Annotated in this window: 15 protein-coding genes and 1 pseudogene; 9 read left to right on the top strand and 7 right to left on the bottom strand. The window is 71.7% G+C overall.

Annotation, left to right across the window (positions count from 1 at the left end):
- The 4 genes from RB628_RS22340 to RB628_RS22325 form a co-directional block, all read left to right on the top strand.
- A partial coding sequence (locus RB628_RS22340; RefSeq protein ID WP_318322279.1) for a WD40 repeat domain-containing protein occupies nucleotides 1-3,190 on the top strand: 3,190 nt, incomplete at its 5' end.
- Nucleotides 3,191-3,438: 248 nt separating this feature from the next.
- A complete protein-coding gene (locus RB628_RS22335) occupies nucleotides 3,439-4,104 on the top strand; it encodes a DNA-processing protein DprA (RefSeq protein ID WP_318322278.1) in 666 nt (221 codons plus the stop codon).
- A gap of 15 nt (nucleotides 4,105-4,119) precedes the next feature.
- Nucleotides 4,120-4,335 carry a hypothetical protein gene (locus RB628_RS22330; RefSeq protein ID WP_318322277.1) on the top strand — a complete coding sequence of 72 codons (216 nt, stop codon included), beginning with the start codon at nucleotides 4,120-4,122 and terminating at the stop codon, nucleotides 4,333-4,335.
- A 13-nt stretch (nucleotides 4,336-4,348) separates the two neighbouring features.
- Entirely contained in the window at nucleotides 4,349-4,540 is a 192-nt protein-coding gene (locus tag RB628_RS22325; RefSeq protein ID WP_318322283.1) for a hypothetical protein, read from the top strand.
- Here the strand turns inward: RB628_RS22325 and RB628_RS22320 are convergent.
- The 3 genes and pseudogenes from RB628_RS22320 to RB628_RS22310 form a co-directional block, all read right to left on the bottom strand.
- Complete coding sequence (locus RB628_RS22320) at nucleotides 4,456-4,656, bottom strand: DUF397 domain-containing protein (protein WP_412180705.1); 201 nt, start codon at nucleotides 4,654-4,656, stop codon at nucleotides 4,456-4,458. The two genes, RB628_RS22325 and RB628_RS22320, sit on opposite strands and share 85 nt — an antisense overlap.
- Nucleotides 4,653-5,192 (bottom strand): annotated as a pseudogene (locus RB628_RS22315) (DUF5753 domain-containing protein); the annotation flags it as partial. The gene RB628_RS22320 and the pseudogene RB628_RS22315, both read right to left, overlap by 4 nt.
- A complete protein-coding gene (locus tag RB628_RS22310; RefSeq protein WP_412180706.1) occupies nucleotides 5,147-5,797 on the bottom strand; it encodes an amidohydrolase family protein in 651 nt (216 codons plus the stop codon). The gene RB628_RS22310 and the pseudogene RB628_RS22315, both read right to left, overlap by 46 nt.
- A 500-nt stretch (nucleotides 5,798-6,297) precedes the next feature.
- Here RB628_RS22310 and RB628_RS22305 point away from each other — a divergent pair, with 500 nt between their 5' ends.
- The gene (locus RB628_RS22305) at nucleotides 6,298-6,939 is read left to right on the top strand and encodes a precorrin-8X methylmutase (RefSeq protein ID WP_318322276.1); all 642 of its coding nucleotides are present in this window, start codon (nucleotides 6,298-6,300) and stop codon (nucleotides 6,937-6,939) included.
- A 389-nt stretch (nucleotides 6,940-7,328) separates the two neighbouring features.
- Here RB628_RS22305 and RB628_RS22295 read toward each other — a convergent pair whose 3' ends face one another.
- Nucleotides 7,329-8,084, bottom strand: a complete 756-nt coding sequence (locus RB628_RS22295; RefSeq protein ID WP_318322275.1) for a cobalt-precorrin-6A reductase — start codon at nucleotides 8,082-8,084, stop codon at nucleotides 7,329-7,331.
- Nucleotides 8,085-8,113: 29 nt separating this feature from the next.
- Here RB628_RS22295 and RB628_RS22290 point away from each other — a divergent pair, with 29 nt between their 5' ends.
- Both RB628_RS22290 and RB628_RS22285 read left to right on the top strand, forming a co-directional pair.
- The gene (locus RB628_RS22290; RefSeq protein WP_318322274.1) at nucleotides 8,114-9,247 is read left to right on the top strand and encodes a cobalt-precorrin-5B (C(1))-methyltransferase; all 1,134 of its coding nucleotides are present in this window, start codon (nucleotides 8,114-8,116) and stop codon (nucleotides 9,245-9,247) included.
- A gap of 357 nt (nucleotides 9,248-9,604) precedes the next feature.
- On the top strand, nucleotides 9,605-11,545 hold the full coding sequence (locus RB628_RS22285; RefSeq protein ID WP_318322281.1) for a potassium channel family protein: 1,941 nt from the start codon (nucleotides 9,605-9,607) through the stop codon (nucleotides 11,543-11,545).
- Between the two features lie 151 nt (nucleotides 11,546-11,696).
- Here RB628_RS22285 and RB628_RS22280 read toward each other — a convergent pair whose 3' ends face one another.
- Nucleotides 11,697-13,532: a prolyl oligopeptidase family serine peptidase gene (locus RB628_RS22280; protein WP_318322273.1), complete on the bottom strand. Its 1,836-nt coding sequence runs from the start codon at nucleotides 13,530-13,532 to the stop codon at nucleotides 11,697-11,699.
- A 129-nt stretch (nucleotides 13,533-13,661) separates the two neighbouring features.
- On the opposite strand from RB628_RS22280, the gene RB628_RS22275 reads away from it, so the two are divergent.
- Nucleotides 13,662-14,099, top strand: a complete 438-nt coding sequence (locus RB628_RS22275; RefSeq protein ID WP_318322272.1) for a nuclear transport factor 2 family protein — start codon at nucleotides 13,662-13,664, stop codon at nucleotides 14,097-14,099.
- Between the two features lie 68 nt (nucleotides 14,100-14,167).
- Nucleotides 14,168-14,989, top strand: a complete 822-nt coding sequence (locus RB628_RS22270; RefSeq protein ID WP_318322271.1) for an SURF1 family protein — start codon at nucleotides 14,168-14,170, stop codon at nucleotides 14,987-14,989.
- A gap of 23 nt (nucleotides 14,990-15,012) precedes the next feature.
- Here RB628_RS22270 and RB628_RS22265 read toward each other — a convergent pair whose 3' ends face one another.
- A complete protein-coding gene (locus RB628_RS22265; protein WP_318322270.1) occupies nucleotides 15,013-16,071 on the bottom strand; it encodes a hypothetical protein in 1,059 nt (352 codons plus the stop codon).
- Between the two features lie 425 nt (nucleotides 16,072-16,496).
- A complete protein-coding gene (locus RB628_RS22260; protein WP_318322269.1) occupies nucleotides 16,497-17,162 on the bottom strand; it encodes a SigE family RNA polymerase sigma factor in 666 nt (221 codons plus the stop codon).
- Nucleotides 17,163-17,385 lie beyond the last annotated feature (223 nt).

Here is a 17,385-nt window from a genome sequence, read left to right as displayed (position 1 = left end):
CGACAGACAGGCCAGTTCCCACGAACACGCCGGTTCCCACGAACACGCCGGTTCCGACAGACAGGCCGATGCGGGTGAGCGCGCCGGTTCCGACGAGTGGGCCCCCGCGCTCGTCGTCCTCGGTATTCGCGCCGACTTCTACGACCAGTGCCTGCGCCATCCCGAACTCGCCGACGCGCTCCAGCACCGGCACATGGTCCTCGGGCCGCTGACCGCCGCCGAACTGCGGGAGGCGGTGAGCGGCCCCGCCAAGGCCGTCGGCCTGGAGCTCGAACCGGGGCTCGCGGAGCTGATCGTGCGGGAGGTGAGCGTCGGCGGACCGCGCGGTGGGGGTACCTCCCATGCCTTTCGGGCCATGGGGGAGCACGACGCGGGCGTACTGCCGCTCCTCTCGCACGCCCTGCTCGCCACCTGGCAGCGCCGCAAGGCGGGGAAGCTGACGCTGTCCGGCTACCGCGCGGCCGGCGGTATCCAGGGCGCGGTGGCGGCGACCGCCGAGCACGCCTGGACCGGCCTCGACCCGGCGGCCCGTACCGCCGCGAGGCTGCTGCTGCTCCGCCTGGTACGGCTGGGCGAGGACACGCAGGCCACCCGCAGGCGTGGTACGCGACGGCAGTTGGCCGCCGAGTCGACGGACCCGGGCAAGACCGAGGAGTCGCTCGAAGCGCTGGTGCGCGCCCGGCTGGTGACGCTCGACGCGGAGAGCGTGGAGATCACCCACGAGGCGCTGCTGCACGCGTGGCCGCGCCTGCGCGACTGGATCGACGAGGACCGGGGCGGCAACCTGCTGCGCCAGCGCCTGGAGGAGGACAGCCGGTCCTGGGCGGAGTCGAAGCGCGACACGTCACTTCTCTACCGGGGTTCCCGGCTGGAGCAGGCGCACACCTGGGCGAAGTCCGCCGGTGACTCCTCGCTGACCCGCAGCGCGGTGCAGTTCCTGGCCGCCTCGGTCAGGCTGCGCCGGCGCACCGTCGTGATCAGCCGCGCCGCCGTCGCCGCGGTGGTCGCGCTGGCCGTACTGGCCGCCGGTGCGGCGCTGATCGCCCGGCAGCAGCGCGACGACGCGGTGTTCGAGAACGTGCTGGCCGAGGCGGACCGCGTCCACTCCACCGACCCGTCGCTGTCGGCGCAGCTCAGCCTGGTCGCCCACGAACTCCGCCCGGACGACGCGAGCACCCGCAGCCGGCTGATCTCGATCGTGAACACACCGCTGTCCACCCCGCTGATCGGCCACACCGGCGCCGTCTACCTGACCACGTTCAGCCCCGACGGGCAGCTCCTGGCCACCGCCAGCTACGACAGGACCGTACGTCTGTGGGACGTGTCGGACCGGACGCACCCCAAGCCGCTCGGCAAACCCCTTGCCGCGAACGCGAGCTGGGTGAGCAGCGCGGTCTTCAGCCCCGACGGCCGCACCCTGGTGAGCGCGGGCGACGACGGCACGATCCGCCGGTGGGACGTGTCCGACCCCGCGCACCCGCGCTCCCTCGGCGCGCCCCTGACCGACCACGACGGCACGGTCTATCTGATCGCCTTCAGCCCGGACGGCCGTACGCTCGCCTCGGCGAGCGAGGACCGCACGGTCCGCCTGTGGGACATGGCCGACCCGGCCGGCCCCAGGTCGGTCGGCACCCTCACCGGCGCGGGCGCCGCGGTGCGCGCGATCGCGTTCAGCCGCGACGGCCGGAACCTGGCCGCGGGCGGCGACGACAACGCGATCCGGCTGTACGACGTGTCGAAGCCGCGTGACCCGAAGCGGTACGCCACGAAACTGACCGGCCACACGGAACTGGTGCACTCCGTGGCGTTCAGCCCCGACGGCCGCACCCTCGCCAGCGGTGCCGCCGACGACACGATCCGCCTGTGGGACGTGTCCGACCCCGCGCACGCCGCCCGGCTCGGCGTACCGCTGACCGGCCACACCGACGCGATCTGGTCGGTGGCCTTCAGCCCGGACGGGTCCACGTTGGCCGCCGCCAGTGCGGACAGCACGGCGAGTCTGTGGAACGTCAGCGATCCGCAGTATCCCTCGCAGGTCGGCGAACCCCTCGCGGGCAGCAGCGGCGAGATGTACGCGCTGGGCTTCAGCCCCGACGGCCGTACGCTCGCCACGGGGAGCGGCGACAGCAAGGTCCGGCTGTGGTCGCTGCCGACGTCGGACATGATCGGCCGCATCGGCGTGTTCCGCCCGGACGGCAAGCTCCTCGCCACGGGCTCGCGCGACGGCCGGGTCCGGCTGTGGAACGTGGAACGGCCCGAACACCCCGTGGCACAGGGCGAACCGTTCACGACCGGGGAGGGCGAGGTACGGACGCCGGTGTTCTCCCCCGACGGCCGCACGCTCGCGATGGCGGCCGGCAACAGCACGGTGCAGCTGTGGAACGTCAGCGATCCGAAGCAGCCCGTGGCCTGGGCGGACCCCGTCCGGCTGAAGACCCGGTTCGCGGCCACGGTGGCGTTCAGCCCGGACGGGCGCACGCTGGCCACGGCCTACGAGGACTTCACCATCCAGTTGTGGGACGCGAGCGACCCGGCCCACCTGCGTCCGCTGGGCTCCCAGCTCACCGGATACAAGGGCTACGTCGGCTCCCTCGTCTTCAGCCGGGACGGCAGCAGTCTGGCCGGCGCCAGCGCGGACGGCACGATCCGGCTCTGGAACGTCACCGACCCGGCCAGGGCCACCCTTCTCGGCAAGCCGCTCACGGGACACCTCGGTCCCGTCAACCGCCTGGCCTACAGTCCGGACGGCCGTACGCTGGCCAGCGGGAGCGACGACGGCACGGTCCGCCTCTGGGACGTCACCGACCCGGCCGAGGCGCACAGCATGGGCTCTCCTCTCGCCGGACACACCGAGGCGGTCGAGTCACTGTCGTTCGACCCGGGCGGAGACGTCCTGGCGAGCGGCGGCAACGACAACGGGGTCCGGCTCTGGAACGTCAGCGATCCGTCGAGGGCCAGACCCATCGGCCAGTCGATGAGCCCCAACGCCAAGACGGGCAACTTCCTGGCGTTCAGCCCCCGCGGCGGCATCGTCGGGGTGTCGAGCGGCGCGGACACGGTCCGGCTGTGGAACCTCGACGTCGACACGGCGGTCACCCACATCTGCTCGACGACCCGGGGCGTCCTGACTGCGGACAAGTGGCACGAGTACTTGCCCCGGCTCTCGTACGAACCACCGTGCGACGAGTGAGAGGCGGGCGGGGTTGTAGGGAGACAGGGGTCCAATGAGAGTGATCCCGATCACAACTGGTCGTCTTAGGGGAGCAGTCGGCTCCCACTGAGCATGCAGCCTTGTTAACCTTGGCCAGAGCCCGATCGCTGGTGCATCCCCCGTCGCCAGCGGTCGGGTTCTTTTGTGCCCGGGGGAGGCATACGAGGAGAACGGCGGACCTGGGACTCATGGGGGCCGTGGGAGGCGTGGCTTCCTATACTCGCGGCATGGACCAGGAGCTGGAGCGAGCCGCCCTCGTCGCACTCCTGCGGCGCGGTGATCGTTCGTGGTCCGAGCTGACCGACCAGGTGGAGACCGTCGGGAGCGCACGTGAGGTCCTGGAGAGCGCGCTCGACGCCTCGGGACAGGGGGCGCTCTTCGACACCGGGCCCGCCGTGGACCTGGAGGCTGTCGCCGCCGAGATCGCCGCCTGGGACCGCGAGGGCATGCGGCTGGTGACGATCCTGGACGAGGACTACCCCCTCTACCTGCGTCTGGTCCACCAGCGCCCGCCTTTCCTGCTCATGCGCGGCGCGTCGATCGAGGACGACCCGCAGGACGACCTACGGGTCGCCGTGGTCGGCACCCGCACGCCCACTCCGGAGGGCGTCGCGCATGCCCGTGCCATCGCCGGTGGGCTCGTCGACCGAGGCGTCACCGTGGTCAGCGGCCTGGCCGCCGGGATCGACACCGCCGCACACGGCACCGCGCTCGCGGTCGGTGGCCGAACCGTCGCCGTCATCGGCACAGGCCTGCGGCACGCCTACCCCGCGCAGAACGCACGCCTCCAGCAGGAGATCGCCGAGCGGGGACTGCTGATCTCCCAGTTCTGGCCGGACGCGCCGCCCTCGAAGTCGTCGTTCCCCCTGCGCAACGCCGTGATGAGCGGCTAGAGCCTGGCCACGGTCGTGATCGAGGCGGCCTACCGCAGCGGCGCCCGTATGCAGGCCCGCCTGGCGCTGGAGCACGGCCGCCGGGTCTTCCTCATGCGCTCCCTCATGGACCACGAGTGGGCGAGGGAGTACGCGGGCAGGCCCAACACCACTGTCATCGACGGCCCCGAGGACGTCTTCAGACAACTCGACTCTCTCGTCCCCACCACGGGCGAGCTGACCTGGGGCTAGAGAGCAGACCCAAGTGACAACCGTCGTCGGGCTGTCCGCCCGTTACGCCAACTTCCTCGTCCATCCCTTACTGCCCGGCCCAGGGGTGTGCCAGGTCTGCCGCGGCCCGGCCAACACCGGCTATCCCACCTGCCGACCCTGCCACCAGACAAGCAGAATCCTGGGCACTGACGCCGCCGACGCGGTGTCGTTCCCGTCGCTGTAGCTGCTCTTGAACCACGCCAACGCGACTTCTACGCAGGAGTCGCCTTCGCTGCTGCTGTAGCTGCTCTTGAACCACGCCAGGCTGGAGGCGCCCTCTATCGAGGTGTTGCGGTTCATGTGTCCCCCAGCAGTTGTTCGATGAAGGCCGCTGATTCACGCGGAGTGAGAGCCTGGCCTCGGATGATGCCATAACGCAGCTCAAGGATACGGAGCTGCTTCGCATCGGAGACCGGTCGGCCGTTGGCCACTGCTGGCGATCGCCCTACCGCCGAGCCGTCCGCGAACTTCAACACCTCGATGCCTCCGGCCAATCCGGCGTGTTCCTCGCGATCCATCGGCATCACCTGAAGCTCGACGCCGCGCAACTGCCCTGCTTTGACCAGATGTTCGAGCTGTTGGCGCAACACCGCCCGTCCCCCAAGGGGCCGCCGAAGTGTCCACTCCTCCAGGATGGAGACGAGTTCAGGCGCCGGATCACGTTCGAAGACGGACTTGCGGGCCACCCGCGCCGCGAAGAACCGCTCAACCTCGCTCACGGTGTACGCGGGGCGCCGCATCATGAGCAGCGCCCGTGCGTATTCCGGTGTCTGCAGCAACCCGTGGATGTTCAGCGGATCGTAGAGCTGAAGCTCGACCGCCTTGCACTCCAGCTGTGGTCGCGGAACACCTCGGACGGCAGCTTGCCGCCGAAGTCCTGGAGCGTCCACGTCGCGTGCATCTCGAAGGTGCGGTCGACGCGCTCCAGAAAGTACGGGATCCAGCCCGTGCCGCCCTCCGACAGCGCGATCTTCAGGTCCGGGTACTCCTTGATCGCCCTGGACCAGAGCAGGTCCGCCGCGGCCGAGACCAGGTTGATCGGCTGGAGCGTGATCATCACGTCCGGCGGTGAGTCGACCGCCGGGATCGCGAGCCGGCCCGAGGAACCGATGTGCACCGACATGACGGTGTTCGTGTCGGACAGCGCCCGCCACACCGGGTTCCAGTACTCGTCGTGGAAGCTCGGGTAGCCCAGCGCCGCCGGGTTCTCCGGGAAGGTCAGGCTGTGGCAGCCCTTTTCCGCGACCCGGCGGATCTCGGCCGCGCACAGCTCCGCCGACCAGATCGCGGGCAGTGCCATGGGGATGAAGCGGCCCGGGTAGGAGCCGCACCACTCGTCTATGTGCCAGTCGTTGTACGCCCGCACCAGCGCCAGCGAGAAGTCGTCGTCCTCCGTGGCGAACAGGCGCGCCGCGAAGCCGGGGAAGGACGGGAAGTTCATCTGGGCCAGGACACCGCCGGCGTTCATGTCCTTGACGCGCTCGTGCACGTCGTAGCAGCCGGGCCTGATCTCGTCCATGCCCTGGGGGTCGAGGCCGTACTCCTCCTTGGGCCGCCCGGCGACCGCGTTCAGCGCGGCGTTGCCGATGGTGCTGTCGCGGAACTGCCACACGTCACTGCCGTCCTCGCGGTGGACCAGCTTCGGCGCGTCGTCCAGATACCGCTTCGGAAGGTGGTTCACGAAGATGTCCGGCGGCTCGATGATGTGGTCGTCCACGCTGATCAGGATCAGGTCGTCCCGTTCCATGACGTTCCTCCGCAGTTGTTCCGCAGTGATTGCGCAGTGACTCCGCAGTGATTTCGACCTTCTCTGTCAACGTGAATTAGCTTCTCAATATCAGAGAATCAACCGTCCGGAGGCAATGGCGAGGGGCGCGGGCCAGACCGTTCCGTACATTCGTAGAATCACCGGCGGCCCGCAGCACGGACGTCGACGGACGGATGAGTGAGAGCACAGTGTTCGAGTACGAGAAGGACGGCGCCGCGATCTACCGGCAGTCCTTCGCCACCATCCGCGCCGAGGCCGACCTCGCCGAGCTGCCCGCCGACGTCGCCCAGGTCGCCGTACGGATGATCCACGCCTGCGGGATGGTCGACCTGGTGCGCGACCTCGGCTACACACCCGACGTCGTCACCCGCGCCCGCGAGGCCCTGCGCGCGGGCGCCCCCGTGCTCTGCGACGTCTCGATGGTGGCCAGCGGCATCACCCGCAAACGGCTCCCGGCCGGCAACGAGGTCATCTGCACGCTCGCCGACCCGGCGGTACCGGACCTGGCGGCGAAGCTCGGGACCACGCGCAGCGCCGCCGCGCTGGAGCTGTGGCGCGACCGGCTGGAGGGTGCCGTGGTGGCCGTGGGCAACGCGCCCACCGCGCTCTTCCGCCTGCTGGAGATGATCGAGGCGGGTGCTCCCCGCCCGGCCGCGGTGATCGGCGTCCCGGTGGGTTTCGTGGGCGCGGTCGAGTCGAAGGACGCGCTGGCCGGGCATCCGTCCCGGCTGGAGCATCTGGTCGTACGGGGGCGCCGGGGCGGGAGCGCCATCGCGGCGGCGGCGGTGAACGCGATCGCCAGCGAGGTCGAGTGAGCGCAGGCGGCGCGTGACAGGGGGAGGCAGGGGGGCAGGAGGCTGCGCGTAACAGGGCCAGGCAGGGGGCGGCCTACGCCTTCGACTCCGCCGGTTCCGGCTTCGCCAGTCACGGCGTCCACCTCTCCTCGCTCCGGCCGGCCGGCCTTCCACACCACCAGGCCAACGGCACAGGTCCCGAAGAACAGCCCGACGATGACGTACCCGACGCTGTAGTGCTCGGGCGCGACGATCGCCACGAGCGTGAACCAGCCGATGACATGCAGCGCCACGATGAAGGCGGCCCATGCCGCCGACCCTGATCCACTCCTCACGACTCATCGCTCCAGCCTTCTGCCACCACCCACTACCTTCAATGCATGTGCAGTAAGGCTCCCGACAGGTTTCGGTCAGGGAAGGTGGGACATCAGCCGGCTCAGAGCCTGCTCCGGTCCGTCGACCACCCGCACGCCCTCCGGCACCGCCGGGCGCCGTACGACGACCACCGGCAGCCCCACCTCCCTCGCCGCCGTCAGCTTCGGCGCGGTGGCCGGGCCGCCGCTGTCCTTCGTGACGACGACGTCGATGCGGTGGCGGCGCAGCAGCTCGCGTTCGCCGTCGAGGGTGAAGGGGCCGCGGTCGAGCAGTACCTCCAGGCGGGCCGGGTGCGGGGCCTCGGGCGCGTCCACGGAACGGACGAGGAACCACAGCTCGTCCAGCGCGGCGAACGCGGCCAGTCCCAGGCGCCCGGTGGTGAGGAACACCCGCCGGCCGAGCGCGGGCAGCAGCGCGGCGGCCTCCGCGAGGGAGCCGGCGGCGTGCCAGTCGTCGCCCTCGACGGGGACCCAGCCGGGCCGCCGGAGCGCGAGCAGGGGAACATGGGCTGCGGCGGCGGCCCGTGCCGCGTGGAAACTGATCGTGCCGGCGAAGGGGTGGGTGGCGTCGATGAGCATGTCCACCTGGTGCTCGCGCAGCCACCGGGCGAGCCCTTCGGCCCCGCCGAAGCCGCCGACGCGCACCTCACCGGGCGGCAGCCGGGGCGTGGAGACGCGTCCGGCCAGGGAGTTCGTCACCCGGAGAGCCTGTCGGCCCGGTAGCGCCCCGGCCGCCAGGAGCTCGGCGAGGCGGCGGGCCTCGGCGGTTCCGCCCAGGATCAGTACGTGCACGAGGACCGGGTTCCGTTCATGAGCGGCGAGTGGCGTTGAGCAGCGGCGAGGCTGAGGCGAAGGGCGGGCGCGGCGCCCAACTCAAGCACACCGGCCTGCGCCCCGGCTGGACCACCGGCGCCTGTGCGACCGCCGCCACGACAGCGGCGTACACCGCCCTGCTGACCGGGGACTTCCCCGACCCGGTGACGATCACCCTGCCCAAGGGCCAGACACCGGCGTTCGCGCTGGCCACCGAGGAGCTGACCGGCTCGTACGCCATGGCGGGCATCGTGAAGGACGCGGGCGACGACCCGGACGTCACCCACGGCGCGCTGGTCCGGGCGACCGTGCGCCGGCTGGCCGCCGGGTCGGGCGTCGTCTTCCGGGCCGGTCCGGGCGTCGGCACCGTCACCCGCCCCGGGCTGCCGCTGCCGGTCGGCGAACCGGCGGTCAATCCGGTCCCCCGGCAGCTGATGCGCGACCACGTCGGCCGGGTGGCCGCCCTGCACGGGGACGGGGGCGACGTCGAGATCACCGTCTCCGTCGACCACGGCGAGGAGATCGCCCGGTCCACCTGGAACCCGCGGCTGGGCATCCTCGGCGGCCTGTCCATCCTGGGGACCACCGGGATCGTGGTCCCCTACTCGTGCTCGGCGTGGATCGACTCGATCCGGCGGGGCGTGGACGTGGCCCGGGCCGCCGGACGCACCCATGTCGCCGGGTGCACCGGATCGACCTCCGAGAAGACGGTCGTGGCGGAGTACGGGCTCCCCGAGGACGCCCTGCTCGACATGGGCGACTTCGCGGGCGCGGTACTGAAGTACGTACGCCGTCACCCCGTCGACCGGCTGACGGTCTGCGGCGGGTTCGCGAAACTGTCGAAGCTGGCGGCCGGTCACCTGGACCTGCACTCCGCTCGGTCCCAGGTCGACAAGGGCCTCCTCGCCGAACTGGCCCGGCGCGGCGGCGCGAGCGAGACGCTGGCCGCCGAGGTCGCGGACGCCAACACCGGCCTCGCGGCACTCCAGTTGTGCACGGCGGCCGGTGTCCCGCTCGGCGACCTGGTGGCGGTGGCCGCACGCGACGAGGCCCTCGCGGTACTGCGCGGGGCGCCCGTCACGGTCGACGTGATCTGTATCGACCGCGCGGGGCGGGTGGTGGGGCGCAGCGGCATCGCATAGGGCAGCCGGGGCCCGCGTCCCGCCTCGCGGTCAGAACGACCTCGCCCAACCCGCTCCGAAGACCCGCACGCCGACCACCCACGAGGACCCGACCCCCGCTCCCCACCCGACTGACCTGCCGTCAGCGACACCGGCACCCCCGAACCACCACCGCACGGTAACGGCCGTCGCATGCCATGCAGTCGACCGGCTGTCCAACACGACAGGACGCCACCGCAGCCGGAATACCCGCCGACCGCCTGACGTAGGACCCGGGCGGGAACCACCAGCCCCGGTGAGGCAGTCCTTTCCCTCGTGGCGATCCTGGGGAACCTTCCGAGTCAGAGCGGGCCGAGTACGGGCGCCCCGGCCGCGCACATGATCGTGTGCGGCGACGACGGCCTCGCGCACCGACTCGCCCACGAACTCCGCAACGTGTACGGCGAGCAGGTCACCCTCGTCGTGCCGCCCTCGGATCGGAACGTACGGCCGCCGGTGGTCGTCCGGGCCGGGACCGCGTCGGCGCTGCTCGACCGGATGTCCGCGGCCGTCAACCGGGCGGCGGGCAACGGAACCACCGGCGGGAGTGGCGAACCGGGCCTGCGGACAAGGGTGTTGGAGGCAGCCGAGGCGACCGAAACCGTGCTCGCCGAGGCGGGGGCGGAGCAGGCCGCGGCCCTGGCGCTCGTGTACGACGACGACGAGACCAACATCCGCGCCGCGCTCACCGCCAGACGGCTCAACCCACGGCTGCGGCTCGTACTCCGGCTCTACAACCGGCGGTTGGGCCAGCACATCGAGGAACTCCTCGACCAGGCATCGGCGTTGGCGACGCAGGTCGGCGATACCGGTGACGGCAGCGGTGGCGGCACGGGGGACGGCGGCGGCAGCGGTGCGGGCAGTGGGTTCGACGCGTCCACCACCGTCCTGTCCGACGCCGACACCGCCGCCCCGGCGCTCGCCGCCACCGCCATCACCGGTACCAGCAAGGTCGTCCAGACCGACGGACTGCTGCTGCGCGCGGTGGAACGGCAGCCGCCGGCGCCGGGCGAGGTCGCCGACCCGGGCCTGTACACGCTCGCCCTGCTCTCCGCCACGAGCAGCGACCCGGCCGGCGCCGACGGCTCCGACAGCAGCGGTGACCAGGGGCCCCGGCTGCTCCCCGACGAGGCGGCGGTGGCGGCGGCGACCGGGCGCGGGACCGTCGTACTCCAGCAGGTGTCGTACGCCTACTCCGGGACGTCGATGTCGGCCGGGCGGGGCGTGGTGCCGCCGTTCGCCTCGATCTTCTCCCGGCGGCTGCGCTGGTCGCTGGCGGTGATGGCCGGGTGCGTGATCGCCCTCGCCATCGCGCTGACGATCGCGACGGGCGACCATCCCGTCCACGCGACCTACCTGACCCTCCTGGACCTCTTCGCGATCAACGACCCGGCGATCGGGGCGTCGACGACCCGCCAGATCCTCCAACTCCTTTCCGGGCTGGTCGGGTTGCTGCTCCTGCCGGTGCTGCTGGCCGCCGTGCTGGAGGCGCTCGGTACGTTCCGCAGCGGGTCCGCGGTACGGAAGCCGCCGAGGGGACTGAGCGGGCATGTGGTGCTCCTCGGGCTCGGCAAGATCGGTACGCGTGTGCTGACCCGGCTGCGCGAACTCGACATCCCGGTGGTGTGCGTCGAGGCGGATACCGAGGCGCGCGGGCTGGCGACGGCGCGGCGGCTGCGGGTGCCGGTGGTACTGGGTGATGTGACCCAGGAGGGCGTCCTGGAGGCCGCGAAGATCAACCGCGCGCAGGCCCTCCTCGCTCTCACCAGCGCCGACACGACGAACCTGGAGGCGGTGCTGTACGGGCGTTCCGTACGCCCCGACCTGCGCGTCGTCCTTCGCCTGTACGACGACGACTTCGCCACCGCCGTGTACCGCACCCTGCGGGCGGCCCACCCCGGCGCGACCACCCGGAGCCGGAGCGTGTCGCATCTCGCGGCACCCGCGTTCGCCGGGGCGATGATGGGGCGCCAGACGCAGATCCTCGGCACGATTCCCGTCGAGCGGCGGGTGCTGCTGTTCGCCGCGATGCGGGTGGGTGGGCATGTGCAGTTGGAGGGGCGGACGGTGGGGGAGGCGTTTCGGGCGGGTTCGTGGCGGGTGCTGGCGCTGGACACGGGGGTGGGTGCCGTCGGTGAGGACGGACGCCCTTCGGGGCTGGTGTGGGATCTGCCGTCGACGTATGTGCTGCGGACCGAGGACAGGGTGGTGCTGGCGGCTACGCGGCGGGGGTTGGCGGAGCTGTTGGGGAGGCGGAGGGGGGAGCGGGCGGGGGTGTAGTTTTCCGCCCTCGCCACCCCTCCCCTCCCCTCCCCTCCTCTCCCCGTCCCGTCCCGTCCCGTCCCCGGGGGTTCCGCCCCTGACCCCCGCTCCTCGAACTCCGGAGGGGCTGAGAAACAGGCGGCTTGGGGGCACAGCCCCCAGGGAACCCTCACACCCCCAGATGCCGCTCCACGAACTCCAGTTCCAGCCGAACCTGCTTGATCCGCTCGTCCACCACCAGCGACCCGTGCCCCGCCTCGTACCGGTACACCTCGTGCACCGCCCCCCGCGCCTCCAGCCGCTTCACGTAGTTGTCGATCTGCCGGATCGGACAGCGAGGGTCGTTCACCCCGGCCGAGATGTACACCGGCGCCTTCACCGCATCGACGTAGGTCAGGGGCGACGACGCCTCGAACCGTTCCGGAACCTCCTCCGGCGTACCGCCCAGCAGCGTCCGGTCCATCGCCTTCAGCGCTTCCATCTCGTCGTGGTACGCCGTGACGTAGTCCGCGACCGGCACCGCCGCAAGGCCCAGTGCCCACGCGTCGGGCTGGACGCCGAGGCCGAGCAGCGTGAGGTAGCCGCCCCAGGAACCGCCGGTCAGGACCAGCCGGTCGGGGTCCGCGAGTCCCGAGCCCACCGCCCATTCCCGTACCGCCGCGATGTCCTCCAGCTCGATCAGACCGACCCGGTGCTTGAGGGCGTCCGTCCACTCACGTCCGTATCCGGTGGACCCCCGGTAGTTGACCCGCACCACCGCGTACCCGTGGTCGACCCACGCCGCCGGCCCCGCCGCGAACGCGTCGCTGTCGTGCCAGGTGGGCCCACCGTGGATGTCGAAGACCGTAGGCAGGGGCCCCTCCGCCCCCTCCGGCTTCTGCACCAGGGCGTGGATCCGGCCCCCCGGTCCCTCCACCCACACGTCCTCCACCGGCACCGACCCCGGGGACTTCAGCCCGGGCGGGTCCAGCACCACCGCTCCCGTCGTCGAGCGCACCGACGACGGGAGCGCGGAGGACGACCACAGGTACTCCACGCTGCCGTCGGGCCGGGCCGTCGCCCCTGAGACCGTACCGGCGGGCGTGGGCACCTTCACCAGTGCACGCGATCCCAGGTCGTAGCGGAACAGTTCGCTGCGCGCCTCGAAGCTGTGCGCGACGAGCAGTCCCGAACCGTCCGGATACCACTCCGCGCTCACATCGCCCGGCAGGTCCAGGGCGAGGTCCGTCTCCTCCCCGGTCGTCACGTCCCACAGCAGCGGCTCCCAGCGGCCCCGTCGCTGATGCCCGACGAGCAGCCTTGTGTCTCCCTCGACGGGCGCGAAACCCAGTACCTCCAGGCCCAGTTCCTCCGCGCCCCCCTTGGTGTCGTCGAGTTCCGCGACCGTCGTACCGTCCGGGCGCAGGACGCGCAGCGCCGAGTGCATCGCGTCGCCGTGTTCCGTGTGCTCGATCGCGATCAGCGAACCGTCGTGCGAGAGGTCGCCGACGCCCGCCGACTCGCGGTGCCGGTAGATCACCGCCGGGGGCGCACCGGCCACCGCCAGGTGAATCGTCGTCCCCTCCTCGTCCGTGGAGCGCCCCACGACCGCCGTACGGGCGTCCCGGCCCAGCGCGAGCCCCGCCGGGTACGAGGCTTCCAGACCGGGAGTCGCCAACTCGTCCTCGGCTCCCTCCGCCCCTCCCCCGAACGGCTGGCGGCGCCACACGCCGTACTCGTCGCCGTCCTTGTCGTCGAACCACCAGATCCACTCGCCGTCGGGCGACAGCACGCCGTCCGTCGTACCGTTGGGCCGGTCCGTCACCTGGCGCTGCCCGCCCGTGGCGCGGTCCCAGGCGTACAGCTCGTACGTGCCCGTCGCGTTGGACACGAACAGGGAGCGGTCCGGCGCGTCCTCCGCCCAGTCCGGCAGCGACACCCGTGGTGCGCGGAACCGCTTCTCCCAGTCCGGTGTGGCCGTGTCCGGCGTATTCGTGTTCGGCGTGGACCCGTTGCTCTCAGTCATGACCCCATAGTGCCCGCCGGGCACGACAATCCGCCGCCGAGGTCCCCAGCCTGTGGAAAACTCCGCAGGAGCCCAGACATATCCACAGGTCAGGGCGGACTGTCGGTGGCCGGGTGCAGACTCTGACCCATGACCGACACAGCCAGGACGACCGAAGCGGCCGGCGCGGCCAACGTGACCGACACCGCCGATCTGCGCCGGACCGTCGAGCGGTTCTGGGCCACCGCCGAGGCCGGGGACTGGGACGCGTGCGCCGACACCCTTTCCGACGACGTCGTCTACACGCTGCCCCAGACCCGTGAGCGGATACGCGGCAAGGAACGGTTCGTCCGGTTCAACCGGGAGTATCCGAGCGGCTGGGAGCTGCGGACAGTGCGCGTGGTCGCCGAGCCGGGGCAGGTCGTCACCTGGCTCCGTTTCACCGTGGGGGCGGAGGAGATGCACGCCATCTCCTTCTTCACCGGCGACGAGAAGGGGAACATAGCCACCATGACCGACTTCTGGCCCGAGCCGTACGAGCCCCCGGCGAGCCGGGACCACCTGACGGCACTGACGGAACGGTACTGACCCGGGGCCTGTCCGGCCGGCCGACCCCGCGAACCCGGCAGCGACGGCCGCACCGTACCTTTGAGGGCGTGTACCGGTTTCTGCTGACGCCCCGTTGGTGGGGGATCAACGTCTTCGTGCTGCTCGCCATTCCCTTCTGTGTGTTCATGGGGTCCTGGCAGCTGAGCCGGTTCGAGGACCGGGTGCAGGACCACCGGACCGCCACCGAGGAGGTCTCGGCCGAGAAGCAGGAAGCCGCCCGGCCGCTCGCCGAACTGCTTCCCGTCGACAAGAAGACCTCCGGTGACCGCGTCACGGCCACCGGGCGGTACGGCGAGCAACTGCTCGTCCCGGACCGGCGGCTCGACGGCCGAAGCGGCTTCTACGTACTGACCCTGCTGCGGACCGACGAGGGCAGGGCACTGCCCGTCGTACGCGGCTGGCTGCCCGGTACCGCCGATCCCGCGAAGGCCCCCGCCCCGGCCGCCGGCGAGGTCACCGTCACCGGTGCGCTCCAGGCGTCCGAGACACCGGGGTCCAACGGCGTGAGCGCGGCGGGTGGTCTGCCGGCCGGGCAGACCGGCGCGATCAGCGCGGCCTCGCTGGTCAACCTCGTGCCGTACGACCTGTACGACGCCTGGGTCACCCTCGACAAGGGCGACTCGGGGATGAAGGCCGTACCGGCGACGGCACCCGCGGACACCGGGCTCGACCTGAAGGCGTTCCAGAACCTCGGCTACACCGGCGAGTGGTTCGTCTTCGCGGGCTTCGTCGTCTTCATGTGGTTCCGGCTGGTGCGCCGCGAGGTGGAGTTCGCGCGGGACGCGGCACTGGGGCTCTCCCCCGCCCCGTCCGACACGCCGCCGGGCACTCCGGCCGAGGAAGCCGCGAGGGAAGGCGCCACCGCCTGACCCCGGCCCCTCTCCGGCAGGTGCTACGCGGTCTCCGCCATGACGCCGGTCCTGTACACCGTGCCCGCGCACGCGTTCGACACCGTCGCCGTCACCGTGGGCGAGCCGGCCTCCGCCGTGTACGACACCGCCACGCTGCCGTCGGCCGGGGTGCCGTCCTCCGTGACCAGCTGGGCCGAGGTACCGGTGTCGCCGCCGGTGGTGGTCGTCGCCGAGTCGGTACTCTCGCTCGGTGTGGGCGTCGGCGACGGGCTGGAGCCGCCGCTGCTGGAGCCTCCGGTGGTGCCGCCGGTCGTGGTGCCGCCGGACGTGGGGCACGTCTCCGAGGGCACCCAGGCGAACTGCACCGTGTACGCCGCACCCGGCTCCAGCACCAGTCCGCTGACCGAGAGGGACGGGTCGGGCAGGCCAGCGGCCGCGTCCCCGGCCACATGGTCGGCAGTGCCGATCTTCGACGAGTCCGCCGCGCCCTGCGCCAGCGGCGACACGGAGCCGGCGCCGCCGACCGCGCAACTGGCGCTGGAGACATTGACGACCCGGAACGTGCCGTAGACCGTGCCGCCGGCGTCGGGGTCGCCGACCCAGCCGGTGGCCGAGCCCAGCTGGGTCGCGTCGCACGCGGGAGTCATCGCGGAGCTGGCCGTCGGGTCGGCGCCCCCGCTGCCGCTGTTGCCCTTGTCCGGGTTGGCCGCGCCGCCGGTGGCACTGCTCGACGGCTTCTCCTTGACCGTGCCGGAATCACCCCCCGACGTGCTCTCGCCCCCGTCCGGGCCCTTGGCCTCGTCCTTGTCTCCCCCGGTCTGCGAGCCGTGGCCCGCGATGATGGAGGGGTCGGCCTCGGAGCCGGTGACGTTCGAGACCAGCAGGGCCGGGATGGCCGTGCCGATGAGGAGCGCGGCGGCAGCCATACCGATGGCGGCGTGCCGCTTGCGGGCCCGTCGGGCGGGCACCGCGCGTCGAAGATGGTCCAGCACCGCGTCGGTCGGCTCGATCCCGCCCACCGCCTGGTGCAGCATCCTGCGCAGTGCCAGCTCGTCCGAGTCGAGCCCGTCCGGGCTCTGGTCGTCGGGGCCGTGGTTCACAGTTCCGTTCCCAGCGTGCGATTGCTCGTGCTCTTGCTCATGGCGGCCTGGTCCGTGGACTCCGGCCGGCCAACTTCCGTTCGATCGGGCCCCGTTGAAAAGAACCCTACCGTCCTGCAACTCCTCGGTCCGGAAACCGCCACTCCCCGAGCCGGCGCCCCCTGACTCTCGGCGCGCACCCTCGCCCTGCGCCTCGGCCAGTTGCGCCGGGTTCTTCTCCCGACCCCGACCCCGGTCCCGGTCCCGGTCCCCGTCCTGGTCCTGCTCCCGGTCCGGAGCCTGGCCTTCCACCAGCCCCCGCACCGGGTTCCCCTCATCCCCCCGCGCCGAGTCCCCCTCCCGAGCCCGGCCATCCACCAGCCCCCGCACCGGGTTCCCCTCATCCCCCCGCGCCGGGTCCCGCTCCCGCTCCTGACCCTGGTCGCTCATACCGGTTCCTCCATGGCGATGCGCAGCGCGGCGATTCCCCGCGAGCCGTACGCCTTCACCGAGCCGAGCGATATGCCCAGCGTCTCGGCGACCTGGGCCTCGGTCATGTCCGCGAAGTAGCGCAGTACGAGGACCTCGCGCTGGCGGCGCTGCAGGCCCTTCATCGCCTTGATGAGGGAGTCGCGCTCCAGTTGGTCGTACGCCCCCTCCTCCGCGCTCGCCATGTCCGGCATCGGCTTGGACAGGAGCTTCAGGCCGAGGATTCGGCGGCGCAGCGCGGAGCGCGAGAGGTTCACCACCGTCTGGCGCAGATAGGCGAGTGTCTTCTCCGGGTCTCGGACGCGCTTGCGCGCCGAGTGGACCCGGATGAACGCTTCCTGGACGACGTCCTCGCAGGACGCGGTGTCGTCGAGGAGCAGCGCCGCGAGGCCGAGGAGCGAGCGGTAGTGGGCGCGGTAGGTCTCGGTCAGGTGATCGACAGTCGTACCCGCCACCACGCCCTCGTCGGCACCGTCGCGCTGGCTGGGTATGCGGGCCGGCCGCGCTGCGGGCATCGGCGCGATCACCGGCATGCCGCCGGACGTACCGGGCACGCGGGGTCGGCGCGTCGGACGCAGGGCTGTGCCGGGCGTCGCCGCTCTGAAGTCCAGTACCTCTGCCACGCATGTTGGACACGCAACCCCCCGTCGGGGTTGTACGCATCCGGCATCACGTTTGCGTCATCCGACACAGCCACCCTCATGCGTCCCGCTCTTCCCCTAAATCCATGATGACCGCGCGTCCCCACGCACGGTCATGGCGTCCCCACGCCCCGGAAGGGCGACCGCAAAGACGCTCCCCGCCCACCGCGCGGTTGCGGTGGGCGGGGAGCGAAATCCACGAACC

Origin of the sequence: Streptomyces sp. ADMS (assembly GCF_033441795.1) — a bacterium.
GTDB lineage: Bacteria > Actinomycetota > Actinomycetes > Streptomycetales > Streptomycetaceae > Streptomyces.
The sequence above is the reverse complement of the archived record's forward strand: the minus strand, read 5'-3'. Positions and strand labels throughout refer to the sequence as shown.